28 protein-coding genes and 1 CRISPR repeat array are annotated in these 24,882 nt (G+C 66.6%); of the genes, 9 read left to right on the top strand and 19 right to left on the bottom strand.

What is annotated here, in order from left to right; genetic code table 11:
- Positions 1-419, bottom strand: a 419-nt coding sequence (locus VL973_RS11325; protein WP_325284127.1) for a M48 family metallopeptidase, incomplete at its 3' end; no start/stop codon positions are given.
- Between the two features lie 80 nt (positions 420-499).
- Here VL973_RS11325 and VL973_RS11320 point away from each other — a divergent pair.
- The 3 genes from VL973_RS11320 (at position 500) to VL973_RS11310 (ending at position 3,472) form a co-directional block, all read left to right on the top strand.
- Positions 500-1,867, top strand: a complete 1,368-nt coding sequence (locus VL973_RS11320; RefSeq protein WP_325284126.1) for a putative O-glycosylation ligase, exosortase A system-associated — start codon at positions 500-502, stop codon at positions 1,865-1,867.
- Between the two features lie 76 nt (positions 1,868-1,943).
- Positions 1,944-2,903: an SDR family NAD(P)-dependent oxidoreductase gene (locus VL973_RS11315; protein WP_325284125.1), complete on the top strand. Its 960-nt coding sequence runs from the start codon at positions 1,944-1,946 to the stop codon at positions 2,901-2,903.
- Positions 2,900-3,472: a TetR/AcrR family transcriptional regulator gene (locus VL973_RS11310; RefSeq protein ID WP_325284124.1), complete on the top strand. Its 573-nt coding sequence runs from the start codon at positions 2,900-2,902 to the stop codon at positions 3,470-3,472. The genes VL973_RS11315 and VL973_RS11310 overlap by 4 nt, the downstream gene beginning before the upstream one ends.
- 102 nt (positions 3,473-3,574) lie before the next feature.
- Here VL973_RS11310 and VL973_RS11305 read toward each other — a convergent pair whose 3' ends face one another.
- From VL973_RS11305 to VL973_RS11280, 6 genes are all read right to left on the bottom strand, one after another.
- The gene (locus VL973_RS11305; protein WP_325284123.1) at positions 3,575-3,931 is read right to left on the bottom strand and encodes an iron chaperone; all 357 of its coding nucleotides are present in this window, start codon (positions 3,929-3,931) and stop codon (positions 3,575-3,577) included.
- Positions 3,932-4,001: 70 nt separating this feature from the next.
- The gene (locus VL973_RS11300) at positions 4,002-6,329 is read right to left on the bottom strand and encodes a xanthine dehydrogenase family protein molybdopterin-binding subunit (RefSeq protein WP_325284122.1); all 2,328 of its coding nucleotides are present in this window, start codon (positions 6,327-6,329) and stop codon (positions 4,002-4,004) included.
- On the bottom strand, positions 6,326-7,315 hold the full coding sequence (locus VL973_RS11295) for an FAD binding domain-containing protein (RefSeq protein WP_325284121.1): 990 nt from the start codon (positions 7,313-7,315) through the stop codon (positions 6,326-6,328). The genes VL973_RS11300 and VL973_RS11295 overlap by 4 nt, the downstream gene beginning before the upstream one ends.
- Positions 7,312-7,821 carry a (2Fe-2S)-binding protein gene (locus VL973_RS11290; RefSeq protein WP_325284120.1) on the bottom strand — a complete coding sequence of 170 codons (510 nt, stop codon included), beginning with the start codon at positions 7,819-7,821 and terminating at the stop codon, positions 7,312-7,314. Before VL973_RS11290 ends, VL973_RS11295 begins: the two co-directional genes overlap by 4 nt.
- Before the next feature lie 72 nt (positions 7,822-7,893).
- Positions 7,894-8,331 (bottom strand): MarR family winged helix-turn-helix transcriptional regulator, encoded by a 438-nt coding sequence (locus tag VL973_RS11285; RefSeq protein ID WP_325284119.1) that lies wholly within the window; start codon positions 8,329-8,331, stop codon positions 7,894-7,896.
- A gap of 125 nt (positions 8,332-8,456) precedes the next feature.
- Positions 8,457-10,535, bottom strand: a complete 2,079-nt coding sequence (locus VL973_RS11280; protein WP_325284118.1) for a TonB-dependent receptor domain-containing protein — start codon at positions 10,533-10,535, stop codon at positions 8,457-8,459.
- 353 nt (positions 10,536-10,888) lie between these two features.
- On the opposite strand from VL973_RS11280, the gene VL973_RS11275 reads away from it, so the two are divergent.
- From VL973_RS11275 to VL973_RS11265, 3 genes are read left to right on the top strand one after another with little or no spacing between them, the layout of a single operon-like run.
- A complete protein-coding gene (locus VL973_RS11275; RefSeq protein ID WP_325284128.1) occupies positions 10,889-11,353 on the top strand; it encodes an Rrf2 family transcriptional regulator in 465 nt (154 codons plus the stop codon).
- The gene (locus VL973_RS11270) at positions 11,343-12,236 is read left to right on the top strand and encodes an NAD(P)/FAD-dependent oxidoreductase (protein ID WP_325284117.1); all 894 of its coding nucleotides are present in this window, start codon (positions 11,343-11,345) and stop codon (positions 12,234-12,236) included. The genes VL973_RS11275 and VL973_RS11270 overlap by 11 nt, the downstream gene beginning before the upstream one ends.
- Positions 12,237-12,239: 3 nt before the next feature.
- Positions 12,240-12,917: a class I SAM-dependent methyltransferase gene (locus VL973_RS11265; RefSeq protein WP_325284116.1), complete on the top strand. Its 678-nt coding sequence runs from the start codon at positions 12,240-12,242 to the stop codon at positions 12,915-12,917.
- Between the two features lie 13 nt (positions 12,918-12,930).
- Positions 12,931-13,225: a CRISPR direct-repeat array (repeat unit 32 nt; unit sequence GTTTCGATCCGCGCCCCCGCGTGGGGGGCGAC).
- A gap of 183 nt (positions 13,226-13,408) precedes the next feature.
- Here VL973_RS11265 and cas2 read toward each other — a convergent pair.
- From cas2 to cas7c, 4 genes are read right to left on the bottom strand one after another with little or no spacing between them, the layout of a single operon-like run.
- Positions 13,409-13,699 (bottom strand): CRISPR-associated endonuclease Cas2, encoded by a 291-nt coding sequence (gene cas2, locus VL973_RS11260; RefSeq protein ID WP_325284115.1) that lies wholly within the window; start codon positions 13,697-13,699, stop codon positions 13,409-13,411.
- Between the two features lie 6 nt (positions 13,700-13,705).
- Positions 13,706-14,746 (bottom strand): type I-C CRISPR-associated endonuclease Cas1c, encoded by a 1,041-nt coding sequence (gene cas1c, locus VL973_RS11255; RefSeq protein ID WP_325284114.1) that lies wholly within the window; start codon positions 14,744-14,746, stop codon positions 13,706-13,708.
- 9 nt (positions 14,747-14,755) lie between these two features.
- A complete protein-coding gene (cas4, locus tag VL973_RS11250) occupies positions 14,756-15,409 on the bottom strand; it encodes a CRISPR-associated protein Cas4 (RefSeq protein WP_325284113.1) in 654 nt (217 codons plus the stop codon).
- Positions 15,406-16,041: a type I-C CRISPR-associated protein Cas7/Csd2 gene (gene cas7c, locus VL973_RS11245; RefSeq protein WP_325284112.1), complete on the bottom strand. Its 636-nt coding sequence runs from the start codon at positions 16,039-16,041 to the stop codon at positions 15,406-15,408. Before cas7c ends, cas4 begins: the two co-directional genes overlap by 4 nt.
- Before the next feature lie 123 nt (positions 16,042-16,164).
- Here cas7c and radA point away from each other — a divergent pair, with 123 nt between their 5' ends.
- Positions 16,165-17,535 carry a DNA repair protein RadA gene (gene radA / locus VL973_RS11240; protein ID WP_325284111.1) on the top strand — a complete coding sequence of 457 codons (1,371 nt, stop codon included), beginning with the start codon at positions 16,165-16,167 and terminating at the stop codon, positions 17,533-17,535.
- Here the strand turns inward: radA and VL973_RS11235 are convergent, their stop codons facing one another.
- The 8 genes from VL973_RS11235 to VL973_RS11200 are packed head-to-tail and all read right to left on the bottom strand — an operon-like array spanning position 17,536 to position 23,729.
- A complete protein-coding gene (locus VL973_RS11235) occupies positions 17,536-18,273 on the bottom strand; it encodes an extensin-like domain-containing protein (RefSeq protein WP_325284110.1) in 738 nt (245 codons plus the stop codon). It abuts the gene before it with no gap.
- Complete coding sequence (locus tag VL973_RS11230; RefSeq protein WP_414712238.1) at positions 18,270-18,992, bottom strand: NUDIX hydrolase; 723 nt, start codon at positions 18,990-18,992, stop codon at positions 18,270-18,272. The genes VL973_RS11235 and VL973_RS11230 overlap by 4 nt, the downstream gene beginning before the upstream one ends.
- Positions 18,986-19,480 carry a DUF427 domain-containing protein gene (locus VL973_RS11225; protein ID WP_325284108.1) on the bottom strand — a complete coding sequence of 165 codons (495 nt, stop codon included), beginning with the start codon at positions 19,478-19,480 and terminating at the stop codon, positions 18,986-18,988. Before VL973_RS11225 ends, VL973_RS11230 begins: the two co-directional genes overlap by 7 nt.
- Positions 19,477-19,821 carry a thiol-disulfide oxidoreductase DCC family protein gene (locus VL973_RS11220; RefSeq protein ID WP_325284107.1) on the bottom strand — a complete coding sequence of 115 codons (345 nt, stop codon included), beginning with the start codon at positions 19,819-19,821 and terminating at the stop codon, positions 19,477-19,479. Before VL973_RS11220 ends, VL973_RS11225 begins: the two co-directional genes overlap by 4 nt.
- A gap of 58 nt (positions 19,822-19,879) precedes the next feature.
- Positions 19,880-20,830 (bottom strand): acetyl-CoA carboxylase carboxyltransferase subunit alpha, encoded by a 951-nt coding sequence (locus VL973_RS11215; RefSeq protein WP_325284106.1) that lies wholly within the window; start codon positions 20,828-20,830, stop codon positions 19,880-19,882.
- 13 nt (positions 20,831-20,843) lie between these two features.
- Positions 20,844-21,767, bottom strand: coding sequence for a tyrosine-type recombinase/integrase (locus VL973_RS11210; protein WP_325284105.1), 924 nt, complete (start codon positions 21,765-21,767; stop codon positions 20,844-20,846).
- Positions 21,768-21,774: 7 nt separating this feature from the next.
- The gene (locus VL973_RS11205) at positions 21,775-23,586 is read right to left on the bottom strand and encodes a hypothetical protein (protein WP_325284104.1); all 1,812 of its coding nucleotides are present in this window, start codon (positions 23,584-23,586) and stop codon (positions 21,775-21,777) included.
- A gap of 5 nt (positions 23,587-23,591) precedes the next feature.
- A complete protein-coding gene (locus VL973_RS11200; RefSeq protein ID WP_325284103.1) occupies positions 23,592-23,729 on the bottom strand; it encodes a hypothetical protein in 138 nt (45 codons plus the stop codon).
- Positions 23,730-23,809: 80 nt separating this feature from the next.
- Here VL973_RS11200 and VL973_RS11195 point away from each other — a divergent pair, with 80 nt between their 5' ends.
- Together VL973_RS11195 and VL973_RS11190 are read left to right on the top strand one after the other, a co-directional pair.
- Positions 23,810-24,352 carry a shikimate kinase gene (locus tag VL973_RS11195; protein WP_325284102.1) on the top strand — a complete coding sequence of 181 codons (543 nt, stop codon included), beginning with the start codon at positions 23,810-23,812 and terminating at the stop codon, positions 24,350-24,352.
- A partial coding sequence (locus VL973_RS11190; protein ID WP_325284101.1) for a 3-dehydroquinate synthase family protein occupies positions 24,349-24,882 on the top strand: 534 nt, incomplete at its 3' end. The genes VL973_RS11195 and VL973_RS11190, both read left to right, overlap by 4 nt.

Below are 24,882 nucleotides of genomic sequence, written 5' to 3'. Positions count from 1 at the left end.
ATGCCCGCGCCCGCTTCCCCTGCGCCCGCCGCCATCGCGGCCACGCCCAGTACCAGGCTGAGGATCGAAATTCCCGTCGCCTGGCTGAACATCTGACCTGACAGCGGAACGTGCCCGCCGGTGACATGGCCAAGTTCGTGGGCGATCACGCCCTGAACCTCGTTGATGTTGTCGGCGGCGTCGATCAGGCCGGAATGAATATAGACCGCCTGACCCCCCGCGACAAAGGCGTTGATCGAACTGTCGTTTATCAGCACGATCCGCACGTTGCGCGGCGACAGCCCGGCGGCTTCGATGATCGGGCGCGACGCGTCGTTCAGCAACGCCTCCGTCTCGGCGTCCCGCAGGATCGACTGGGCGCGGGCGGGCTGGACGGCGACCAGCAGGAGGAGCGCGAACAAGGCATACAGGCGCTTCATGACGGCTGGTATCGGCGCTTTCGCCGCGGCGTGCAACCTTAACGGCCCCGCAACGCCTTTGCGCCTAGGGGGTAGGCGCAATGCGCGACCTGTTCTTCGTCATCTTCCTTGCCGGCATGTTGGTGCTGGGCATGCGGCGGCCGTTTCTGCTGTTGCTGGGCTATGTCTATATCGATCTGGTCTCGCCGCAGCGGCTGTCCTATTATCTGCTGTCCAGCGTGCCAATTTCACTGATCTTCTTCGCCGCGGCGTTCCTGGCCTGGCTGATCGCCGACGCCAAGGACGGGATGCGGTGGAGCGTGCGCCAGTCGATCATGCTCGCCCTGCTTCTATGGGCCGGATGGACGATGAAAGACGCCGATTTCCCGGTTGAGGCGGCGCTGAAATGGGACTGGGTGTGGAAGACGCTGGTGTTCGCGATCTTCCTGCCGTTCACGCTGCGGACGCGGTTGCGGATGGAATCGCTGATCGTCTTCATGGGACTGTCGGCGGGGTGGATCATCGTCACCGGCGGCTTGAAAACCGCGCTTTCGGGCGGTGGATACGGGACGCTCAGCCTGGGCGTCGACAATAATGCCGGCATGTATGAAGGCTCGACCATCGCCACCGTCGCGATCGCGATGATCCCGCTGATCCTGTGGGCAGTGAAGCATCAGACGATCTTCGAGCAAAAGGGGCTGGTGCGCGCGTTCGGCTATGCGCTGATCTTTGCGTGCATCCTGATCCCCGTCGGGACGGAAGCGCGCACGGGGCTGGTCTGCCTGGCTGTGCTGATCCTGCTCAGCCTGCGCGATACCAAAAGGCGCGTTGCCTATATCGTGACGATCGCGGCGCTGGGGCTGGTCGCGATCCCATTCCTGCCGCAGTCCTTTACACAACGGATGGACACGATTTCGGGCTATCAGGGCGACCAGTCCGCCTCGACCCGGATCGTCATCTGGAAATGGACTTGGGATTTCGTGCGCGCGAATCCGGCGGGTGGCGGCTTTGGTGCCTATCACCAGAACCGGTTCGAAGTGACGATACGTGAGGCCGGCGACGATGGCACGGTGCGAACCGCGCGAGTCGTCGATCAGGGGCGCGCCTGGCATTCGAGCTATTTCGAGCTGCTGGGCGAACTGGGCTTTCCCGGCTTTGCCCTGTGGATCGCGCTCAACATCGCGGGGCTGGTCCGCATGGAAATGCTGCGCCACCGCTTTGCACGCGCAGGCCCGGAGGACCTCTGGATCCGCGATCTGGCCAGAGGGCTGCAATCGGCGCAGATCGTCTATCTGGTCGGCTCGCTGTTCCTGTCGCTGGCGTTCCAGTCGTTCTTCTACATGTGGTTCGGTCTTCAGATCGCGCTCGACACCTACGCCCGGCGGCGGGGCGTGAGGGCCGATACCGGCGGGTTCGGTCGAACCCAATCGATCAACGGCGCTTCGCCCCCGTCCGCCAGCGCAAGGTAATCAGCCGCAATCGGAAAGGTTGACTGCGTCAACCAGTGCCCGTAACTAGTTGACGGCGTCAACCAGAGGTTCGGGCATGGCCGTGATCTTGATTACCGGTGGGCATGGCGGCATCGGCTTCCAATGCGCCAAGCGGCTGGCGGCGCTGGGATACGACCTCGTTCTCGCCGGTCGGAATCCCGATCGCCTTGAAGAGGCCGCATCGACGATCCGGTCAAGCTCGGATATCAGCATCTTCACCGTTGCAATGGACGTATCGTCGCTCGGCTCGGTTCGGGCGGCGGCAGCGCGGTGTCGCCAGATGGTCGACAGCGGTTCGATCGGCCGATTGCAGGCGATCCTGTGCAATGCCGGCGCGACGTTTCGCGGCGAGCCGACTTACACCGCTGATGGCTATGAACGGACCTTCGCCACCAATTATCTCGGCCATTTCCTGCTGGTCCAGTTGTTGCTCGATACCCTGGAAGCGGACGGCCGCGTGGTTTTCACCGCAAGCGGGACCCATGATCCCGATACCGCCGATGGCAAGTTCATCGGTCGCGCGGTGAGGCCGGACGCGTTCGCTTTGGCAAGAATGGGGCTGAACGGCGGCAAGTCGCTTCCCGCCGGCACCCGATATACGACGTCGAAGCTTTGCACCGTGCTGCATAGCTATGAGCTTGACCGGCGGTTGAGAGCGGCGGGTCTGCGTATTTCCACCATCGCCTATGATCCCGGCGCGATCGCCGAAACCGGGTTGCTCAGGGATCTGCCGGGACCGGCGCGCGCGATCATCGGATCACCCCCGGTGCGATGGCTGATGCGGCGAATGGGTCTCACACTTGGCGAGCTGATCCAGTCCGGCCAGGCGCTTGCCGATCTGGCCCTTGCGGAGAATGTCGGGTCGGGCCGCTATTACCAGTGGAAGGACGGCGCGCTTGGCGAGCGACGTTCGGCCGTGATGTCGTATGACGAGGGCCTGGCCCGGAAACTGTGGAGCGATTCCAGGGAATTGGCCGGCATTGGCCCGGAGCAGGAACCGGGCCGCCTGCAATGATGACCCGTGACAAGCTGATCCGGGCGGCGGCCGGCCTGCTGGATCAAGGCGGCGAACACGCTGTCACCCTGCGTGCCGTCGGTAATGCCGCCGGCGTTTCGCACAATGCTCCCTACAAGCATTTCGCAAACCGCGACGCCCTGCTGGCCGCAGTCGCTGCGGCGGATTTTGCAGCGCTGACGACGAACTTCGCTGGGATCGGAGGGTCGAACCGGACTGCCCGGGACAAGCTGCTCACCGCCATCGGCGCGCTGATCGCGTTCAGCCGCGAACGGCCGGCGCGATACCGGCTGGTCTTCGGCGCGCCGACGCTTGCGCGGGAGCATCCCGAGTTGCAGGACCGGAGCATGGCGTGCCTGGCCCAGATCATGGCGCTGGTCGAGGAATGCAAAAATGCCAAAGCGCTGCCCGACGCGCCGACCAGGAGCCTTGCCAGCCTGCTGCTCGCGACCATGCACGGCCTGGTGCTCCTGGAAGCGCAAGGCCAGCTTCGCGCCGACAAGGGATTGCCGACGGTCGAGGAGAATATGGCGCTGATGGTCAGGTTGTTCGACGCCGGCGGTCGGTGACACCGAAGCGGCACTGTCCCGCAACCAGCCTCCGCGAGGGGAGCGGAAGAGTGCTAGGTCGAGCCAGATTCCATCCAGGCTGAAGGGTTGCCAGAAGGGTCGCTAAAGTCCCTTTATTCGGCGCGAGCTAGCGGCCAATTTCCCGACAAGTTTATCGGTGATCGGCTTGTTTACCGAGAAGGTCACGCCGGTCTTGGTTGCCTTGAGCTTCAAAGAGGCGATCTCGTCGGCGTGGTCAGCGATGGCGCCTGGGTCAACATAAAGACCGCATTGTTTACGAAAGGCGGCATAGCCCGCGACGATGGCTCCTTCGATCTGAAATCCTGGCATATCGTGTTTGATGACTTCCGTGGCGTCCGGTAGTGCCTGCGCCAGCTGTGCGCGCAAGTTACGCAGCATGGCGCGAAATTGCTCCGGTGCGGCAGCAATATAGGCGTCATGGCTTCCGTTCTTCGTCATTTCCACAATATGCCTTTTGGCACATCCCATGGCAATCACGGGGCATGGAACGGCACTCCCCTTCTGAACGTCATCCAGCGGGTGGTGAGCCAAGTTTGTCGAGCGTGATCGGCAGGTCGCGCACCCGGATGCCGGTGGCATTGAACACGGCGTTGGCGACTGCCGCTGCGACGCCGGTGGTGCCGATTTCGCCAATCCCGCGCGCGCCCATCGGCGTGCGCGGATCGGGGATATCAGTCCACAGCACGTCGATGTCGGGCACGTCGAGATGTACCGGCACATGATATTCGGCCAGCGACGTGCTCATGATGCGGCCATTGCGCTCATCGAGCAGCGTTTCCTCGCTCAGCGCCATGCCCAGCCCCATAATCATGCCGCCCTTGAACTGGCTGGCGGCGGTCTGCGTATTGAGGATGCGACCGCAATCAAATGCGCCGACCAGCCGGTCGACGCGGGTTTCGCCGGTCACATCGCTTACCCGCAGCTCGCAGAAGATGGCCGAGGTGCTGTGCATTGAATATTTTAGCACTTCCAGCGGCGCCCCGCTTTCGCCGGTGACGCTCAGTTCCGCACGGCCCGCGCGGCCGAGGATCGAGGCGAAGCTTTCGTGCCGGGAAGGTTCGCCGATCTTCCGCAGGCCGCTATCGGCGAACTCGACGTCGTCGGGTTTGAGGCCCGCCAGCGGCGTGTCGTTGCCCGCCAGACGCAGGAGCTGGGATGCCAGCTTGTCGCTGGCCGCGCTGATTGCCGCGCCGAGCGAAGCGGTCTGCGACGAGCCGCCCGCGAAGCTGGCGAATGGCAGGCTCGTATCGCCGATGGTGACGGACACGCGGTCGAGCGGCAGGCCGAGGCGATCCGCCGCATGCTGGCGCTGGACGGTGGCCGTGCCCATGCCCATTTCATGCGCGGCGCTGGCGACATGCGCGTGTCCGCTGGCATCGATCGTAATCCGCGCCGAGGTGCCGGGCATCCGCGTGAAGGGGAAAGTGCCCGTCGCGCAGCCCATGCCGATCAGCCATTCGCCGTCGACCCTGCTGCGCGGCTCAGGTGCGCGCCGATCCCAGCCGATGCGCTGCGCGCCCATGTCATAGGCGGCCATCATGTCGCTCTGCGAATGCGGTGCGCCGCTGATCGGATCGCAATGCGCGACATTGCGGCGACGCAGTTCCACCGGGTCCATGTTCAGCGCATGGGCCAGTTCGTCCATCGCGCATTCGAGGGCGAAGGTGCCCGGCGTCTCGCCCGGCCCGCGCATGAAGGAATTGGCCAGCAGATCAAGATCGACGGAATGCTGCACGATGTCGAAGCTTTCGCTGGCATAGAGCGATCGGCCGGTCAGGCTGAACCCTTCTTCGCAGGCACTGTGCAGCGGTTTGGTGGCATAGCCGTGGTGCAGCAGCGCCTTGAGCTTGCCATCGGCATCGGCGCCCAGCGCCACGCGCTGTTCGGTCTGCGTCCGCCCGCCGATCAGGCGATGCATACTCGCCCGCGACAGCCGGACGCGCACCGGCCGCCCGGCCAGCTTCGCCGCCGCGACGCCCAGGATCTGGTGGTCCCACATCGCCTTGGCGCCAAAGCCGCCGCCGACAAAAGGCGAGCTGACAAAGACGTCGGTTTCCTTCAGCCCGAACACCTTGGCCAGTGACCCTGCGGTGGCGTGCAGCATCTGCGTCGCGTCGTGGACGATCAGCTTTCCCGCCTGCCAGGCGATCGTGGTGGCGTGGGGTTCGATCGGATTATGGTTCTGCCAGGGCGTGTTGTAAGTGGCGTCGATAGAATATGCAGCCTCGGCCAGCTTCTTGCGGGCATTGCCCTTGTCCACGCGGTTGCGTTCGACCAGGACCGATTCCGGCGTGCTTGCGTGCGTCTTGCCGGCTTCGAAACGGGTGCGCGATGGGACCGCATCGTAGCGGATACGCACCAGCGTGGCCGCATGATCGGCCTGTTCGCGGGTTTCGGCCAACACCACCGCCACGACCTGACCGTTCCAGTGGATCTGGGCGTCCTGCATCACCGGCAGGCTGTGGTTGCCCGCTGCCTTGAGGTTGGTGATTCCCATCAGGGGCGGTACCGTCAGTTTGGGTGCGTTGCGATGGGTCATCACCAGCGCCACGCCGGGTGCCGCTTCGGCAGCGGCGACTTCGATTTCGGCGATCGTGCCACGCGCAATCGTGGAATGGACGAAGGATGCGTGGAGCAGCTTCTCCATCGGCACTTCGGCGGCGAAGCGGGCCGCGCCGCGCACCTTTTCCGGCCCGTCTATGCGCGGCTGCTGGGTGCCCAATGCCACGCGCTTCTCGCTCAGCGGATCGGGCGTGCCGCCGGGCAGCCAAGCTGCGGGCACATGGCCCAGCACGGTGCGGACCCCGCCAACCAGGGCGTTCTGCAGCTTGCTCATACGCGGTCTCCAGCGAGCGAGGCGAGGACAGCGGCGATGGTCCGCTGCGCCAGCCCGACCTTGAATGCATTGCCGTCCAGCGGCTGTGCGGAGGCGAGTTCCTCTGCCGCCGCGACGAAGAAATTTTCGCGAGTCGCGGGCCGGCCATGAAGCGCCGCTTCCGCGCGCGTGGCGCGCCACGGCTTGGCGGCGACGCCGCCCAGGGCGATGCGCGCCTGAACAACCTTGCCGTCCACCACTTCCAGTCCGGCAGCGACGGCGATCAGCGCAAAGGCGTAGCTGGAACGGTCGCGGACCTTGCGATATTCGGAGTTTACTGCTGCCGGGTCGGCCGGCAAAAGCTCAACCCCCGTAATCAGTTCGCCTGGCTGCAGCACGGTCTCGATATGCGGATCTGTGCCGGGGAGACGATGGAATTCGGTAAGCGGCACGGCGCGCTCGCCGTCCGGTCCGGCAAGGTGCACAATCGCGTCGAGAGCGGTCAACGCAACGCACATGTCCGATGGATGGGTGGCGACGCAATCCTCCGATGCGCCGAGAATCGCGTGATAGCGGTTGAACCCGCCGATCGCGTCGCAACCGCTGCCGGGCTGCCGCTTGTTGCACCGCGCGCCGTCGGCATCGTAGAAATAGACGCAGCGGGTGCGCTGCATGATGTTGCCGCCGACCGTCGCCATGTTGCGGATCTGCGCCGAGGCGCCAGCCAGCAGCGCACGCGACAGCATGGGATAGCGGGCGCGGACCAGCGGATGGGCGGCGAGCGCGCTGTTCTTCACCGAAGCGCCGATCAGCAGGCCGCCATTTCCGGTTTCGCGGATCGCGCCGGGAAGTCGGCTCACATCGACCAGTTCGGCGGCGCTGTCCACATTATGCCGCAGCAGATCGACAAGGTTGGTTCCCCCGCCAAGGAAGCGTGCGTCACCGCCTGTGCCGAGCGACAGCGCCCCCGCCTGGTCGAGCGCATTGCGATAGGCGAAGGGGGTCATGCCGCTTCTCCCGCCAGCATTTCCTCGATCGCTTCGACGATGCCGTTATGCGCGCCGCAGCGGCACAGATTGCCGCTCATCCGCTCGCGAATTTCCGCGCGCGTCGGGCCTTTTGGGCCGCCGGCGAGATCGGCGGTCACATGGCTGGGATCGCCGCGCCGGAGTTCCCGCACCAATGCAATGGCCGAGCAAAGCTGGCCGGGCGTGCAATAGCCGCATTGGAAACCGTCATGATCGATAAAGGCCTGCTGTAGCGGGTGGAGATCACCGTCCGGCCCCTCCAGCCCCTCGACCGTGAGCACTTCGCGCCCGTCTGCCTGCACCGCCAGCGTCAGGCACGACAGCACCCGTTCCCCGTCGAGCAGCACGGTGCACGCCCCGCAGGCGCCCTGGTTGCAACCGAGCTTGGTGCCGGTGAGGCCCTCCCGCTCACGCAGCAGGTCGAGCAGCGAGACGCGGGGATCCTCGGGCGGCGAATAGGCGGAACCGTTGATCGAGATGGCCATGAGCGCCTCCGTTCGAGAGCCGGCAGCGCGCAATGTGCCGACCACATCAATCATGATAATACGAAAAGCGTATTATTCAACGTTCGTTCTGGTAACTTTTTCCGTCAGTCGGATCAGCTGTGCCTGTTCGGCGGTATCCAGCGCCCGCAGCATCGCGGCGCACGCGTTGCGATAACCGGCCTTATGATCCTCGACCGCCTGGAGACCTTTGCCGGTCGCCGTGAGCGCGACCGAGCGGCGATTTTCTTCCGGTCGACGGCGTTCAATCAGGCCCTTTCGCACCAGCCGGTCGAGCGCCGATGTCATGGTCGTGGGCGCGACATCGAGGTAACGGGCGATTTCCCCCGCATTGCAGCCAGCATTTTCGCTGATGAAGACCAATGTCTGTGCATCAAGCGCGTTCAGCGCATTGTCCGCGGCGGCTACCGCTTCCGCCACCTTGAACCGGCGGGTGAAGCGTTCGAAGGCGACCGAAAGCTGATCGATCTGTTCCGGGGTGGGTTCGGCCATGGTCGGCAGCAAAGCATGGCTTTCGGAGCGACGCCAGTCTGGCAGTGACGATTTCCGTTGCGGGGCTGCCCAACGGTCATCCCCAAAAGACCGACGGCGGGCATGGCGCCCGCCGTCTGCCGACATCAGAACGAATGGCGCATCCCGAATGCGATACTGCGTCCCCGCAGCGGCGACTGGTCCTTCACGAAGGAGGTATGGGCAAACGCCAGCTCGTTGAGCAGGTTGGTGCCGCGGATATAGAATTCCACGGCGCGCTCGCGGCCAAGATCGAACTGATAGCTGAGGGTCGCGTTGAGCATGTCATAAGCCGGCGTGCGCGTTTCGTAGGACGCGAAATCATCCTGTGCGAAGGTGTGGTAATATTCCACATCGCCCGACAGCGGCCCTGAACTATGTTCATAACGCGCGCCAAGCCGCCCTGGCGGGATGCGCGGCAGGTTGTCGTTCTCGTTTGTGAGGTCGGCATCCACATAGTCGCCGAACACCGTCACGCGCGATTGCGGCGTGAATTGATAGCTGACCTGGCCGTCGACGCCGGCGAAACGCGCATCGGCCGCGGTATAGATCAGGAAATTGTGCGGAACGCCGGTTTCGGTTTCGGTCTCGATCAGGCGCGCGAAAATATAGTCATCGACATCCTGATAGAAGATGCCGACTTCGAACTCGAGCGGCCCGCCGGTCTTGCGGAAGGTCAGGTTGATCGAATCGGTGGCCTCCAGGACGTCCTCGGCCGACAGCCCTGCATCTTCAAGGATGGGATTGCCCACGGCCAGCCCCAGTTCGTAGCTGTTGGTCGCAAGATTGTTTCCGCGGGCATAGAGTTCGCGCACGCTCGGCGCGCGTTCGGTATGGGCGAGCGACAGCGCGGCTGCGTAGCCGTTCCCGATATTCCAAGTGGCGCCAAAGGATGCCGAGAACGGATCATGTTTCGCTGTCGGGTTTCTGGCGAGGAAACTGTCGACATATTCCGCCCGGATGACTTCGCGCCAATCGGGTCCGTAGAACCCTTCGAACAGTTCTTCATAACGCGGCGTGACGTCGATCCGGAATTCAGGCTCCGCCACGCGAACCGAGCGCCAGTCCTTGCGCGCCGCGATTTCGACATCGACCGCCCCGAATGAGCGACGCTCGCTCAGAAAGACGCCGACATTCTCGGTGAGGTGGTAATAGGGCGGGACGGTCCCATAGGCGTTTTCGGGAAAGGGGACGTGCAGGTCCTCGACATTGATGCCGCTGAACCTGCCGTCGGTATATTGGACGCCGAACGTCCCTGTGAAGCCGAGTATCGGCTTGTGCGTCAGCTCGAAACGCCCGTCCCAGACCTCGTTGGTATAACGGGTGAACAACTGATCGCCGTCGATCTCGTCATGGGCATAGTCCGTGTAGGAGAGGCGTAGCCGCGTGTGGGAGAAGCCCGGCAGCAGATCATCATAATCCGCACGGACATCGACGCGGTCGCTGCGTAGCTTGATATAGGCGGTGTGACTGTCGGGAGAGCCGAACGGATCGTCGAACCCGCCATGCGCCGCGCAATGCAGGTCGAGGCCATGAGTGTGGCAGACGCCGTTCAGGTGGCTGTGGCCGGGCAGCCCATAGTCGCTTTCCATCCGGGTATAGGCGGCACCGATATAGCCCTTGGATGTGATCCACGACCCGCCGACGGCATAGCTGGTGCTCTCGGCAAAGGAATCGCGCAGCTCGTTCGCGCCATAGGCGCCGGGGACATTGTAATTTTCGGCATCGCGCCGCGCGCCTTCGGCGTGGATCGCGAACTGGCCAATGCCGGCGGTGACGCGGCCGACGAGCGTCTTCTCTTCGTCGCCCGTGCCATAGCGCACTTCAGTCGCGCCGGTCAGCCCGCCTGCCGGCACGGAGCGGGGCACTTTGCTGTCGATCAGGTTGATCGCGCCATTGGTCGCGTTCCCGCCATAACGGATAGCAGCTGGCCCGCGCTGGATCTCGATCGCGTCGAGCAGCAGCGGATCCGTGGTGATCGCATGATCGGGCGAGATCGAGGACACGTCGAACAGATTGGCGCCATCGGTCAGGATTTCGATGCGCGGCAGGGTTTGTCCGCGGATCACCGGCCGCGATGCACCGCCACCGAAATTGTCGAGATGCACGCCCGGCAAACCTGCCAGGGTCTCACCAAGCCCGCCCTGGCGGCGATGTGCCAGCGCGTCGCCCGCAAGGGTCTGCACCGGTAGCGGCGCAGCGACGTCTGCGCCGAGCGATCGGCCCGTAACGACAATGACGCCGGAACTCTCGCGGCTGCGTTCCTCGCGTTCGCTTCCCTCTTTTCGCTCGGCCGGGGCGTCCTGCCCCCATGCAGGCATTGGCGCGACGGCCATAAAAGAGGCGGTTGCGAGAAGCGCCACAGTGTTTCGATGATTTTTGCGGACACGCATGATCTTGATCTCCCTGAATCACGTAACCTCGTATGTTATGATATAACGCTATGTCAACGGCGCTGGCCCACAGGCGGCGGGTCGCAGCAAATGGCACCTCGCGGACCTCCTTGACGCAGCGAGCTTCACGCATCATATGGAGTTACATGAGACGAGATAGCCGCCTGTCCGGAGTTCTGCACGTCCTGCTGCACATGGCGGAACAGGCCGGCCCACAGACATCCGAAACCCTGGCGCGCGCCATGAACACGAACCCTGTCGTGATCCGCCGCATCATGGCCGGCCTGCGCGATCAGGGCTTTGTCCGGTCTGAAAAAGGGCATGGCGGCGGTTGGACGATCGCTGTCGACCTCGCGACCATCACCCTGCGGGACATCTATGACGCGCTGGGCGCGCCGGAAATCCTTGCCATGGGCAATCGCACCGACGCGCCGGGCTGCCTGGTCGAACAGGCCGTCAACGCCGCACTCGGCCAGGCCTTTGACGATGCCGAAGCGCTTCTCCTTCGCCGTTTCGGCGAAATCACGCTGGCGCAATTGAGCGCCGATTTTCACGCCCGCTTTGCCCGGCTGGGTGGAGCCATCCCGTTGGAGAACGCGCATGAGGCATGATGTCATCATTGTTGGCGGCGGCTTTGCTGGGCTGGCCGCCGCGACCTATCTGGCTCGCGCGCGCCGCAATGTCCGGGTCATCGATACGGGCAAGCCGCGCAACCGCTTCGCCGATGCGTCGCACGGCTTTCTCGGGCATGATGGCAGCGACCCGCGCCACATTCTGGCCACCGCGCGCAAGCAGCTTCTGGCCTATCCCACCGCCGAACTGACCGAAGCCGAGGCGAGCACGGCGCGCATTCATGAAGACGGCTTCGCGGTCGCATTGGCCAGCGGCGAAGAGATGGTGGCGCGCAAGCTCATCCTCGCCTTCGGCCTGCGAGATGAACTGCCCGCCATTCCCGGCCTGCAGGAACGCTGGGGGAAGACGGTGCTGCACTGCCCCTATTGCCACGGCATCGAGTTCAGCGACCAGCGGCTGGGCGTCCTTTATCGAACCCCCATGTCGGTGCATCAGGCCAGCCTGATCGCGGAGTGGGGACCAACGACGTTGTATCTCAACGGCGCAGAACTTGCCCAAGAGGATGCCGCTACACTTGCGGCGCGCGATGTGAAGGTGGAGCCGGCCCCCGTCACCGGATTGATCGGCGATGGCCTGGGGCTGTCAGCGCTCGCACTGGGCGATGGCCGGCACAGCGCGATTGCCGCGCTCTACATTGCGCCGCGCTCCTGCTTCACCAGCCCGCTGGCGGACGATCTTGGCGCAGAGATCGAGCAAGGGCCGCTCGGACCCGTCATCCGCACCGATGCGGACAAGATGACCGCCATTCCGGGCCTCTACGCCGCCGGAGACATCGCCCGGATGCCGCACAGCGTCAGCTGGGCGGTTGCCGATGGCGTGACCGCCGGCACATCGGCGCATCGTGCGCTCGTGTTCGGTTGAGACATGGACACCGTGCGACCGTTTACCGATCGAGCAGCCATCTCGACCTATGCCGAGGACACGCCGCGCAGGGTGCCCGGCTATGCCGACCTCCATCGCATGACCATGCTCCTGCTGGCAGAGCGCGCGCCGCCGGTGGCCGACATTCTGGTCTATGGCGCAGGCGGCGGACTGGAGATCAAGGCGCTGGCCGAAGCGCAACCGGGCTGGCGCTTTGTCGGCATCGATCCGTCCGCGGAAATGCTCGATCTGGCCCGCGATGTTCTGCGGCCGCTGGATAACGCCGCCACGCTGATCCAGGGCTATATCGCCGATGCTCCGCAAGGTCCGTTCGATGGCGCGACCTGTCTGCTCACGCTCCATTTTCTGCATCGCGAGGAGCGCCTTGAAGTGCTGCATGACATCCGCCGCCGGCTCAAGCCCGGGGCTGCGTTTGTGATCGCGCATCACAGCTGCCCCGATGGCAGCGACCCGCGACGCTGGCTTGCGCGCTCCGTCGCCTTTGCCGACCGGTCTGCGCCGGATCTGGCCAAGGCGTCCGCATCGGCCGAGATGCTGATGTCGCGGCTGCCGATCCTGTCCTCCGACGGAGAGGAAGCGCTGCTCCGCCAGGCCGGTTTTCGCGAAATCACGCTATTCTACGCTGCGTTCAGCTTTCGTGGATGGGTCGCCACGGCCTAGCGCCCCTATCGACGTTTCGATCCGTGCCCCCGCGTGGGGGCGACCGGCCACCCACAGCCACAAGCGAGGACCCACCCATGTTTCGATCCGCGCCCCCGCGTGGGGGGCGACTTGGCGCGGGAGGAGTTGCACGTCAACACCGGCCGTTTCGATCCGCGCCCCCGCGTGGGGGGCGACGGCCGCGAGGCTCCAAACGCCGATTCCGGCGAAGTTTCGATCCGCGCCCCCGCGTGGGGGGCGACCCGAGGCGATGGGCGTTGCGATCGAATCCGATGCGTTTCGATCCGCGCCCCCGCGTGGGGGGCGACTGCGTTGCTTCAACACAATGAGAAATAAGGTGCAATTGCCAATGTTGCGCGAAGGCCCCACGATCGGCCGCATCCGGCAATGTCCAAACCCTGTATCCGTGAAAAATTGCGTTGGCGCGCAATTATTTGGTCGTTGCGCGAACCTGCACAGGGGATCGCCACCGATCGGGGTTCGCGCGCACGTTAGAACACGAGCGATCCGGTCAGATCGAGTGCGCGTTTCGCGCCGACATGCTCTATGCGCGCGCGGCCTTTGGCGCCCAATGCGTAGAAACGAAGGCTGTCTTCGGCCGGATCGACTTCCTGGAGCAGCGCCGCGCGTAACATGGCCCATTGTGACGGGTCGACTTCACATTCGAACACCGAATTCTGCACGCGCTGCCCGAAGTCGAGGCAGGTGCGCGCCACCCGGCGCAGCCGCCGTCGCCCGGCCGCCGTCTCGGTGCTCACGTCATATGTGACCAGCATCAACATCGCGCATCATTTCCAGATGAAAGGGGGATAGGCGTCAAGGTCTCCGCGCAGATGACGGGCCAGCAATTGTGCCTGAAGATGCGGCAACAGCCCCATCGTGACGGTTTCGTTCAGGAACGGGTGGCGCAGTTCCTCCTTCTTGCGCTCGGTCAGCGCGACCAGCACGGCCTTGCGCGCATCGTCCTTGAGCGTCACCGCCCCTGCTTCCTCGACGATAAAATCGTTCGCGCGCAACTGCCCGCGGTTAATGAGGCTGAGCGCCAGCCGGTCGGCAAGCACTGGCCGGAATTCCTCGATCAGGTCGAGCGCCAGGCTGGCGCGGCCCGGACGGTCGGCATGGAACAGCCCGACCTGTGGATCGAGACCGACGCTCTCCAGCGCCGACCGGCAATCATGGCCGAGCATCGCATAGAGGAAATTGAGCAGCGCGTTGATCCGGTCGAGCGCGGGGCGGCGCGAACGGCCGGCGAAGCGGAAGGCCGGCCCTTCGATCCGCACCAGATGATCGAACGCGGCGAAATAGGCGCCGGCCGCCTCTCCCTCGATCCCGCGCAGCGAGGCGATGTCGGTTTCCCGTGCCGCCCGCCGGGCCGAATCGCCAAGCCTCAACTCGGTTTCTTCGAGCATCGCGACTGCCGTCGCCGACGATCCGGCGCGATGATCGCGCAGCGCGCGGCGGATCACGGTGCGCTGGTTGACGGCCTTGGCCGCGACGATGCCGCGCACGAACGGCAGCGCGATCGCGGCGTCATCGGCCGCGCGATATTGTGCCCGGCGCAACAGCACATTGCCCGAACGCGGCCCTTCGACCCGTGCCTGGAAGCGGCCATTGGGGGTCAGGAACGACACTGCGACGCCGGTTTCGGCGCACGCCGCCATCAGCGCGGGCGACATGCCGACGCGGGTGAAGCAGATGATGCCGCCGATCATGTGGATCGGCGCACGGCCCCGTTCGACCCCCTCGACTTCCACGACGATGTTGGCGCCATCCTTGCGGACCCACGCATCCTCGCTGGTGACATAGACGGTGTTGAGGTGGCGGCGCATCGTGCGTGCTCAATCGGCGATCTGGCGCGCGAGCCAGGCTGAAACGCGTGGCCGCGCCTCGATCGCTTTGGGCTGGCACAGCGGTTCCAGCGAGCATCGCGCGCAGGCGGGCATCGCCACGGGCGGCGGAGTGCGGCCGCTCGCCAGCATCGCGCGCACGGCATCGGCCGTGGCCGCGGTCAGCGCGCGCAGATCGTCATCGATCGCGACCGCCATGCGGCGATGCGTGGCGCCATAGAACAGCGCCCCTTCGGGCACCGCGCATCCGAACATTTCCTCCAGACAGATCGCCTGCGCGCATAGCTGGACCTCGTCCGCGCGGTGCGCCTTGGGTTTGCCGCGCTTGTATTCGATAGGATAGGGGCGCCAGTCAGGCGCGCTACCGTGCAGTTCGACGGCATCCGCCTTGCCCGTCACGCCCAACGCCAGGCTGCGAAGCGACAGCCCCCGCACGGTGCGCGCGCCGCGGCGCTGATCCCGCCCGCCGCCGTCGACGCGCTCGTGCAGGATGCGCCCCTCGGCAGTGGCGCCGTCCTCCAGCCATTGCTGTTCGAGGTGGATCAACGCGCACTGCCGCGGGCAAAATAACTGATGCTGCAATGCCGAGATCGGCACCAGCGCGTCTTCGTCCGTCGCGGCAGGTGCGGGTGCCGCGGACGTCACATCCGCACGACTTTCACGCCCGGCGGCAGCGCGTCTTCGTCAAGGGCGATCGCATAATCGTCAAAGCTGCGCGCGGGCGGCCAGTTGTCGATTTCACTAGAGCCGATCGCGTGACGATTGGCGGGGTCGCTGCCGTCGGCGTCGGGGCGCTTGCGGCTGGCGGTGACGCGTGAGAACAGCGCGTCGGCATGGGCATTGCCAAGCTTGCCCTCATGCTCGAACACGATCAATGCGCGCGTCGCCATTTCGCCGCGCGCGGCCGAACGGTCATGTTCGAACATATTGCCCAGCGCTTCCCATAACAGCGCAAGATCGGCTTCGGTAAAGCCCGTTCCCTTGGTCGAATGGCTGGCGAGCGGCGCCGAGACGAAGCCATGCGCGCGATACAGGCCGTAAGGGATGATGTGCTTGCGACCCATGGTGCGGTTGTCGGTGCGCTCGTCCTCGGTCGTGGTGGCGTCGCGTTTTTCCTTTTCCGCCGCGTTGGTCGCGGCCATGCGGGTGATCGAGATTTCCAGCGGCAGCACCGGTTCCACCGACCGTGCAAAGGTGATCTGCACTGGCCCGCGCACCTGCCCCGCATTGATGCCCGTCGACAGCACCGCGCCAAAGGTGCGGATATGTCGAGCCACCGCTTTCTGCCAGCCGCTCTGAGGGTTTCGCGACCATATCGGCGCCAATGCCTGTCGGCAAATCGATCTTTCGCCCAATCCTTGATATTCACTTTTCGTTCCGCGCCCGCTAAGCTAGGGCGCATGGCAAAATCCCGCAAACGCTATGTCTGTCAGGCCTGTGGATCGGTCACGGCGCAATGGGCGGGGCAATGCGGCGATTGCGGCGACTGGAACACGCTGGTCGAGGAAGCATCGGCGGCGGCCACGCCGTTTCAGGCGAAGCATAACCTGCAATCGGGTGGCCGCGCGATCCTGCTTTCAGGGCTGAACACCGATGTCGCGCTGCCCGACCGCATGGCGACGGGCATTGCGGAGCTGGACCGTGCGCTGGGTGGCGGCTTTGTCGAGGGGTCGGCGACGCTGATCGGCGGCGATCCGGGGATCGGCAAATCGACGCTGCTGTTGCAGGCGACGGCGAAACTGGCGCTGGCGGGCAAGCGGGTCGCCTATGTATCCGGCGAGGAAGCTGCCGACCAGGTGCGGTTGCGCGCGCGGCGGCTGGGGCTGGGGCAGGCGCCAGTGCAACTGGCGGCGGCAACGTCGGTGCGCGACATCCTGACCACTTTCGGCACGACGTCGCCGCCCGACCTGCTGGTCATCGATTCGATCCAGACGATGCATTCCGACCTGATCGAAGGGGCGCCCGGCACCGTCAGCCAGGTGCGCGCCAGCGCGGGCGAGCTGATCCGCTTTGCCAAGGAACGGGGCACCGCCGTCGTGCTGGTGGGGCATGTGACCAAGGACGGTAGCCTGGCTGGCCCGCGCGTCATGGAGCATATGGTCGACACCGTGCTGGCGTTCGAGGGGGAGCGCAGCCACCAGTATCGCATCCTGCGCGCGATCAAGAACCGCTTTGGCGGCACCGACGAAATTGGCGTGTTCTCGATGGAGACGCAGGGCCTGTCGGAAATCGCCAATCCGTCCAGCCTGTTCCTGACCTCGCGCGACGAGGGGGTGACGGGCACGGTCGTGTTCCCCGCGCTGGAGGGGACGCGGCCCGTGCTGGTCGAGGTTCAGGCGCTGACGGTGCGGCTGGCGAGTGGCGCCACGCCGCGCCGCGCGGTCGTCGGCTGGGATTCGGGCCGGCTGGCGATGATCCTGGCGGTGCTGGAGGCGCGCTGCGGGCTGAGTTTCTCGACGGCCGAGGTCTATCTGAACATTGCGGGCGGATACCGCGTGTCCGACCCAGCCGCCGACATGGCGGTCGCGGCGGCCTTGGTGTCGGCGATGAGCGAGCGCCCCGTGCCCATCGACGCCATCGCGTTCGGCGAAGTCGCGCTGTCGGGCGAGGTGCGGCCCGTCGCGCACGCCAGTCTGCGGCTGAAGGAAGCGGGCAAGCTGGGCTTTGCGCGCGCGCTGTTGCCGAGCGCGCAGGGGGTGGAGGATGCTGGGCTGAAACTTCAGTCGTTCAGGACACTGGGCGCGTTTGTCGACCACCTGCTGGGCCGATAGTCAGCGGCAGGCACGCCACCCGCGCTCCCCGCGTTCGGCCTGATCAAGGTGGAAGTGATCGGCATGGGCGGCGTTGTAATCGGGCGAGAGCACGGTGGAGAACAGGTCGCACGCGCCGTCGCGCACTTCGCGCAGGAACGCGGCGGTCGCGGGGTCGTCGGCTTCCTTCCAGTCGTTGAGGACCGAAATGCGCGTGCCGTCCGACAGGCGGAAACCCGCCACGTCGACCGCATCGGCGGTGGCATGTTCGGAATAATCGCCGCTGTCGCGCCCATATAGCCGCCGGCAATTATAGCTGCCCAGATGGTCGATGCGCGTCACCCGTTCCCCGAAATGGCGAAGGGCGGCGGGCTGGACCACGTTCCATTCCCACATCGCCAGTCCGGCGGCGACCGGGCACGACACGCCGAGCGCCGCAGGGCGGAAGTCGATGGTCCGCGCGCCGCCGCTGGCAAAGCGCACCGCGTCGCGATAGCCGCAGCTCGCTCCCGCATCGACCGGCGCCAGCACCGTATGGCGCACGCCTGCCGCCTCCAGCAGCGTGCGGCACTTGTCGAAATCCTGGGTCAGCGCGGTCAGCTTGCGTCCGGTGAACAGGCCCACAGGCCGTGACAGGTCGAGTTCGGTCCACGGCATGTCCTGTGGCCGGCTGCGGACCCAGGCATAGATTGCGAAAACGCCCGCCAGCACGATTGCGGCGACCAACAGCGCGGTGACCATGCGGCGCACCTCACTCATCCCCGCTGCGCCTCTGCCACCGGCTCGGCGGTGACCGGATAGCCAAGATCATCGGGAATGCATAAATGGGGCGAGCCATCGCGATTCTCGACCCATGGCGTGATCGTCCGCGCCGGACGCGCGGCGGCATCGGCCATCGCGCCGGCCACGCTGTCGTGCATCGCCAGTCGTTCCAGATTGCGCTGCGTCGGAAAGATGATGCGCGCACCGCTTGCCAGCACATCGGCGGGCCGTGCCCAGAAAGCGCGAACATTCTCCCCGCCATCGGGGCTGGCCGCCGCCCTGTCGGGTGCGACGGCGAGGTAGAAGCGCGTATCGAAAATGCGATGCGACAGGCCCAGCGGCAGCCAGCGGGCAAAGGGAACCAGCGCGTCGAGGTCGAAGGCGTCCGGCGGCAGCAGCGCGTCGGCAGCCTCGCCCGCCAGCAGCGCGGCGCGGTGCACCGCAAGCGCCGGGTCGATGCCGATCGTCAGCCCGGCTTCCTCGATCGTCTCGCGTATCGCGGCGATGCGCGCGACAAGATCTTCGCGCGCGCCGGTCATGCGTTCGGCCAGCGCGTGGTCCGCCGGGTCGATGCGTCCGCCGGGGAACACCAGCGCGCCTGCCGCGAACGCCAATGTCGATGCGCGTTCGACCATCAGCACTTCAGGTCCGGTATCCGTATCGCGCAGGACGATCAGCGATGCAGCAGGGATGGGATCGGGCGCATCCGTCACCAGAAACGGCTTCCCGGCCCGCCCTTGAACGGGCCGGCCAGATCGCTCGTCACCCACCCGCCGTAGAAGCCGCCAGGCTGCGCTTGTGCCCGCTCGCCATCGACCAGACAGGTGTCGAACAGATGCGGGTAGAAGGCGACATGGCCACGAAGGCTGGCAAAGCCAGGCGTGGGATCGCCATAGCTCCACGCCGCCTCCGCAATCGTCTCTCCGCCGACATGCACGTCGAAATAGCGGGCCTGCCCCTTCCATTCGCACAGGCTGCGGTGCGCGGTCGGCCGCAGCAGCGCCATCGCGACATCGGCGGGCGGGAAATAATAGCTGGGCGGGTGACCGGTCTCCAGCGTGCGGACGGCAGCGCGCGTGTCGGCGATGGTGACGCCGCGATGGCGCACGACCAGGTGCCGCGTGGTCGCCTCGGCAATCGCGGGGCGGGGGTAAGTCCACACGCTTTCCTGTCCGGGACCGACCGGATCGGGATCGGGCCTCATGCCAGCCACCGCTGCAACCGCGGACGCACGCGCAGGAAATGGTCGTAGAGCGTATCGAGCAACCGCAGCATTCCCGGCAGGCGCGCCGCATGGCCCAGCGGGCTGAGCAGCGGGATGGCGCGCCACATCGCGGCAAAGGCTGCCGCACCGTGCAACAGGCGGTCGCCTTCAATCGCATGGAACCGCGCCAGCGCGGCGCGCCGGTCGACGGGACAGGATGCGGCGGGGTCGCTCACGTCGCGAAAGGCGATGCGCCCGCGCCGGTCGAGCCGCTGCATCAGCGCGATCTCACGCCGACACAGCGGGCATCCGCCATCGAACAGGACCGTCACCCTTGTCATGGCCTGATAGGTGGCGCGGGCGTGCCGCCCATGCAAGCACCGCCCAAGGGCCGGGGGTTCAGGCAGCGCGGCCCATCGCCAGGAACTTGGCGCGGCGGCCCTTGCGAAGCGCGTCGGGCGGCTGGGTTTCCAGCTCCGCCAGCGAAGCCTCGATCGCGTCGCCCAGCGACTGGATCGCGGCGGCGGGGTCGCGGTGCGCGCCGCCCAGCGGTTCGTGGACCACGCGGTCGATGACGCCCAGACCCATCAGGTCCTGTGCCGTGACCTTCATCGCCTCGGCCGCGTCGGCGGCCTTGTCGGCGGTGCGCCACAGGATCGACGCGCAACCCTCGGGCGAGATCACCGAGTAGACGGCGTGCTCCATCATCAGCACGGTATTGCCCGCCGCCAGCGCCACCGCGCCGCCCGAACCGCCTTCGCCCAGGATCGACGCGACCAGCGGCACGCGCAGGTTCAGGCACGCCTCGGTCGCGCGGGCGATCGCTTCCGCCTGACCGCGTTCCTCGGCCTGCACGCCGGGAAACGCGCCGGAGGTATCGACCAACGTGACGACGGGCAGGCCGAACCGGTCGGCCAGTTGCATCAGGCGAATTGCTTTGCGGTAGCCCTCAGGCTTGCCCATGCCGAAATTGTGGCGCAGCCGGCTGGCGGTGTCGTCGCCCTTTTCATGGCCGATGACCATCACGCGCCGACCCCGGAACCGGCCCAGCCCGCCGATGATCGCGGCATCGTCGGCGAAGGCGCGGTCACCGCCGAGGGCCATGAAATCCTCGATCAGGGCGGCGACATAATGCTTGAAATGCGGCCGTTCGGGATGGCGCGCGACCTGTGTCTTCTGCCAAGGGGTCAGGCGCGAATAGGTCTCACGCAGCAGCTTGTCCGATTTGGCCTGAATGCGCGCGACTTCCGCGTCGATATCCACCTCGCCCTCGGCGGCGGTGTCGCGAAGTTCGTCGATCCGGCCCTGAAGCTCGGCGATCGGTTTTTCGAAATCCAGAAAACTTGCCATGCGACCCGCGCGGTTAGGCTTCGTGGGCGGACACGTCAACGCCCCGGCCTGCCAATGCTTCCCCCAGCGGGTGGCGGGCATTGACCATCTCGACCAGACGGGCGCTGTCGACATGGGTATAGATTTCGGTGGTCGAGATGTCGGCATGGCCCAGCATCGCCTGGAGCGCGCGCAGGTCCGCGCCGCCTTCCAGCAGATGCGTGGCGAATGCGTGGCGCAGGACGTGCGGGCTGACCCGATCGGGCGGGATACCGGCCACCCCCGCCAGCGCCTTCATCAACTGATACAGGCGAATGCGCGACAGATGGTTGCGCCCCGACGGGAACAGCCACGCCGATTCGGGCGGCACATGCGCGCGCCATGCCGCCACCGCGAGACGCGCCCGATCCGAGATCGGCACCATCCGCTCACGCTCGCCCTTGCCCTTCAGGATCAGGAACGGTCGGTCGGGATGCACCGCGCCGCGCGGGAGCGACACCAGTTCGGTCGCGCGCAGGCCGGAGCCGTAGAGCAGTTCGACCAGCGCCGACAGGCGCAGGTCCAGCGGATCGGGCGGCACGCGGGCGAGCCGATCCTCGATCGCGGCGAACAGCCGGCCGATGTCGATTGCCGACAGGATCCTGGGCAACGGACGCCGGGTGCCGGGGCGCGGCAGTGCGTCGGACGGATCGTCGGCCCGCAGCCCCTCATCCGCCAGAAAGCCGAAAAAGCGGCGCAGCGACGCGGCCTTTCGCGCGACGGTGGCGGCGGACAGCGCGTCCCAGCCGTCGGCCAGCCGCGCCAGCGCCGCTGCGTCCGCCGCGACCAGCCCGCTGCCCAGCGCGTCCGATGCCAGCCGCAGATCGGTGCCATAAGCCGCCAGCGTGTTGCGCGCCGCGCCGCGTTCGGCGGCCATCATTTCAAGGAACCGGTCGATGAGCGCGGTGTCGTCGCTCATGCGCGGGTCACGACCGCGCGACCGCCTCTGCCGCGATCATCCGTGCTTCGCCCTCAAGCCCGACCGCGTTCAGCGCGGCGACAATGTGGAACAGCGTTTGCGGCGCGATGCCCGACCAGTCGGCGGACTGCGTCCCGATCGCCGCCAGCAGCACGACCGTGGCGGCTTCCCGCCGTCCGGCAGCGCCGCGAATCGCGCGGACCCAGGCATTGTCGGCGTTGATCGGCACCTCGAACGTCTGGGCCAGCGAGGGGACGTCGCTCGGCTCGACCCGGCCCAAACCGGCGATGCCCGCCATGAACATCTGCGCGCGGCGCGCATCGGCCGTGCCGCGATAATTGCTGACGGCGCCCGCGCCGACCATGCCGCGCGCGTCCGGGTCGGCAAGCGCGATCAGTGCCCAGGCATGCGATCCGGCGTCGACATGGCGCGCCCAGCGCGCCGCGGGACGGTCCAGCCCCGCGGTCAGCATCGACGCGATCAGGTCGCCGGCTGCCGCGGCCTGTTCAGCCGACGGGCGCACGCCCGCCGCCGCGCGCGCGGCCAGCACCTGCCGTGCGAACCGCTGGCGCGGGTCGGCGGCGTCGTCCCACATCCGGCTGAGCAGCGACACGCGTTCGGCCATGTCGGCGGAGGAAGATGCCGAGCGTAGGTCTCGGGCGATGCTGGCGTCGGTGGCGGTGCGATCGTCGGCGTCCTCGATCTGGCTCCACAGATCGACCATGGCCAGGTTCGACAGCACGCCTTGGCTGGCGGCCCAGTCGGCGTATCGCAACCGCGCGACGGGCGCGACGGCGGGGGCCAGCGCCGCCCAGCCGCGAACCTGCAGACCTGACTCATCCATCAACTCGTCGGGCACCGCGACGCCGGTCGCGGTGGCGAGGCCCCAGCGCCATGCCGACAGACGGTCGACGCCGTCCCATTCGATCGTTACCGCGCGCCGCCCCTGCGCCCCGGCGCCCAGCACCTTTTCGGCGAGTAGCAGGTCCACGCCACGCGCCGCGCGCTGCCGCCGCGCCGCGTCGATCAGGCGCCCCGCGCGCGTCGGTTCCCCCGACAGGCCCGCGCACATCGCCTCGACCAGCCGCCAGCCGGTTTCGCGGCTGCGTGCCATGGCAAAGGGTTGCAGCGGGCACAGCATCGCTGGATCGGCATTGGCGAGCGCGACCTGCATCGCCACCTGTTCGAGTTTGGGCGTGAAGTTTTCGGTGTCGACCCCGTTCACCACGTCGCGCGCCGCCGTCGCTTCGCCCATGCGGAGCAACAGCCAGGCGCGTTCGGCGGCGAAATCGGCGCCGCCCACGCCGCGTGGCGTGTCGAGGCGTGACACCAGCATCCGCCGCAACGTGATCGACAGCCAGCGCGACGCGATCGGCGCGTCGAGCCGGCGCATCAGTCCTTGAAGATAGCGGCCGTCCGCCGCGCCGAACGCATCGGCGGGCAGGCCGCCATCGGCCAGCCCGATCGCGCCGACACGCGCCGTTGACCGCCGGGCATAATCGGGCAGGTCATATGCGAGCAGCTCGGCCGCGCTCATCGGCGTGGCGGTCGCGCTGGGGGTCGGTGTCGGTGTCGGCGTGGGTGACGGGGCGGGCGCGGTCGGCAGCGGCTGCACGATCTCCCCCGTCCGGGGCGCGGGGGCGGGCGTGCCGGGCTGCGCGGGTGCCGGGCGCGGACGCGGTTGCGCGGGCGCCGGGTCGCCGAATCCCTCGGGCAGCAGCGATTCGGGCGCGTCGCGATCCTGCGACTGCGCGGCCAGCGCCACGCCGCCCAGCGCAAGCGCGATCGCGCCGAGCGAGGCGGCCCAGCGAACGCGCATCGCCGTCAGTTCGCCAGATTCTCGAGCGCGACGGGCTTTTCGACCGTCACCGGCGGCTTTTCGGTCGCTTGTCCCGACAGGAAAAACAGGCCGCCGACGATGGCGACGATGACGATAAGCAGGATGACGAGCGAACGGGACACGGTGCAGGCATTCCTTTTCGGGGAAAGCGGTCGAGGGGCTTTTGCCCGACGCCATGGGGCGCTGTATAGCCCCCGCGCAAATGCTGCAAACCCATGAAACCCGACTGCCCCATGCAATTACCCGGCCCATCGTTCTGGTGGGGTTGATGGGCGTCGGCAAATCGACGGTCGGCCGCCGTCTCGCCACACGCCTTGGCCTGCCGTTCGTCGATGCCGACCACGCGATCGAGGAAGCGGCGGGCATGACCGTCGCCGATATTTTCGAGCGATTCGGCGAACCCTATTTCCGCGACGGTGAGCGCCGCGTGATCGCCCGGCTGATCGACGGGCGGCCAAAGGTGATCGCGACCGGCGGCGGTGCGTTCATCAATGACGAGACGCGCGCTTTGATCCTGGGACAGTCGCTGGCGGTATGGCTGGACGCCGAACCGCGCGTGCTGGCCGAACGGGTGCGGCGGCGCGACACCCGCCCGCTGCTTCGCGGGCGCGACCCGCTGGCGGTGCTGTCCGAACTGGCGGCGGCGCGAAACCCCTATTACGCGCTCGCCCCGGTGCATGTGACCAGCTACGACGCGCCGCACGAAGTGACGGTGAACGCCATATTGGAGGCGATCGGCAAATGACGACGGTGCGCGTGGCGCTGGCAGAGCGCGGTTATGACATCCTGATCCAAGCGGGGCTGCTCGACCGGGCAGGCGACGTGCTGGCGCCGTTGTCGCGCGGACGCCCGATGGCGATCGTGACCGACGCCAATCTGCGCCCGCAACTCGCGCGGTTGCAGGCGGCGTTGAGCGCGGCGGGAATCGTCAGCGAAGCGATCATCGTGCCGCCGGGGGAGGGGTCGAAAAGCTGGGACAAGCTGGCGATGGTGGTCGACCGGCTGCTGGAGCTGGGCGTTGAACGTTCGGATTACATCATTGCGCTGGGCGGCGGCGTGATCGGCGATCTGGCGGGCTTTGCCGCAGCGATCGTCAAGCGCGGATGCCGATTTGTGCAGGTGCCGACCAGCCTGCTGGCGCAAGTCGATTCGTCGGTGGGCGGCAAGACCGCGATCACCACGGCGGCGGGCAAGAACCTGGTCGGTGCGTTCCACCAGCCGTCGATGGTGCTGATCGACGCTGAGGTGCTCGACACGCTGCCGCCGCGTGAACTG

It is taken from the genome of Sphingomonas sp., assembly GCF_035490575.1.
GTDB lineage: Bacteria > Pseudomonadota > Alphaproteobacteria > Sphingomonadales > Sphingomonadaceae > Sphingomonas.
This window is presented reverse-complemented; position numbering and strand designations above follow the sequence as displayed.

Excerpts from the sequence above, each read along its gene's own strand:
- VL973_RS11320 (WP_325284126.1), top strand. The coding sequence starts at position 500 with ATGCGCGACCTGTTCTTCGTCATCTTCCTTGCCGGCATGTTGGTGCTG.
- VL973_RS11315 (WP_325284125.1), top strand. The coding sequence starts at position 1,944 with ATGGCCGTGATCTTGATTACCGGTGGGCATGGCGGCATCGGCTTCCAA.
- VL973_RS11310 (WP_325284124.1), top strand. The coding sequence starts at position 2,900 with ATGATGACCCGTGACAAGCTGATCCGGGCGGCGGCCGGCCTGCTGGAT.
- VL973_RS11305 (WP_325284123.1), bottom strand. The coding sequence starts at position 3,931 with ATGACGAAGAACGGAAGCCATGACGCCTATATTGCTGCCGCACCGGAG.
- VL973_RS11300 (WP_325284122.1), bottom strand. The coding sequence starts at position 6,329 with ATGAGCAAGCTGCAGAACGCCCTGGTTGGCGGGGTCCGCACCGTGCTG.
- VL973_RS11295 (WP_325284121.1), bottom strand. The coding sequence starts at position 7,315 with ATGACCCCCTTCGCCTATCGCAATGCGCTCGACCAGGCGGGGGCGCTG.
- VL973_RS11290 (WP_325284120.1), bottom strand. The coding sequence starts at position 7,821 with ATGGCCATCTCGATCAACGGTTCCGCCTATTCGCCGCCCGAGGATCCC.
- VL973_RS11285 (WP_325284119.1), bottom strand. The coding sequence starts at position 8,331 with ATGGCCGAACCCACCCCGGAACAGATCGATCAGCTTTCGGTCGCCTTC.
- VL973_RS11275 (WP_325284128.1), top strand. The coding sequence starts at position 10,889 with ATGAGACGAGATAGCCGCCTGTCCGGAGTTCTGCACGTCCTGCTGCAC.
- VL973_RS11270 (WP_325284117.1), top strand. The coding sequence starts at position 11,343 with ATGAGGCATGATGTCATCATTGTTGGCGGCGGCTTTGCTGGGCTGGCC.
- VL973_RS11265 (WP_325284116.1), top strand. The coding sequence starts at position 12,240 with ATGGACACCGTGCGACCGTTTACCGATCGAGCAGCCATCTCGACCTAT.
- cas2 (WP_325284115.1), bottom strand. The coding sequence starts at position 13,699 with ATGTTGATGCTGGTCACATATGACGTGAGCACCGAGACGGCGGCCGGG.
- cas1c (WP_325284114.1), bottom strand. The coding sequence starts at position 14,746 with ATGCGCCGCCACCTCAACACCGTCTATGTCACCAGCGAGGATGCGTGG.
- radA (WP_325284111.1), top strand. The coding sequence starts at position 16,165 with ATGGCAAAATCCCGCAAACGCTATGTCTGTCAGGCCTGTGGATCGGTC.
- VL973_RS11235 (WP_325284110.1), bottom strand. The coding sequence starts at position 18,273 with ATGAGTGAGGTGCGCCGCATGGTCACCGCGCTGTTGGTCGCCGCAATC.
- VL973_RS11225 (WP_325284108.1), bottom strand. The coding sequence starts at position 19,480 with ATGAGGCCCGATCCCGATCCGGTCGGTCCCGGACAGGAAAGCGTGTGG.
- VL973_RS11220 (WP_325284107.1), bottom strand. The coding sequence starts at position 19,821 with ATGACAAGGGTGACGGTCCTGTTCGATGGCGGATGCCCGCTGTGTCGG.
- VL973_RS11215 (WP_325284106.1), bottom strand. The coding sequence starts at position 20,830 with ATGGCAAGTTTTCTGGATTTCGAAAAACCGATCGCCGAGCTTCAGGGC.
- VL973_RS11210 (WP_325284105.1), bottom strand. The coding sequence starts at position 21,767 with ATGAGCGACGACACCGCGCTCATCGACCGGTTCCTTGAAATGATGGCC.
- VL973_RS11205 (WP_325284104.1), bottom strand. The coding sequence starts at position 23,586 with ATGCGCGTTCGCTGGGCCGCCTCGCTCGGCGCGATCGCGCTTGCGCTG.
- VL973_RS11195 (WP_325284102.1), top strand. The coding sequence starts at position 23,810 with ATGCTGCAAACCCATGAAACCCGACTGCCCCATGCAATTACCCGGCCC.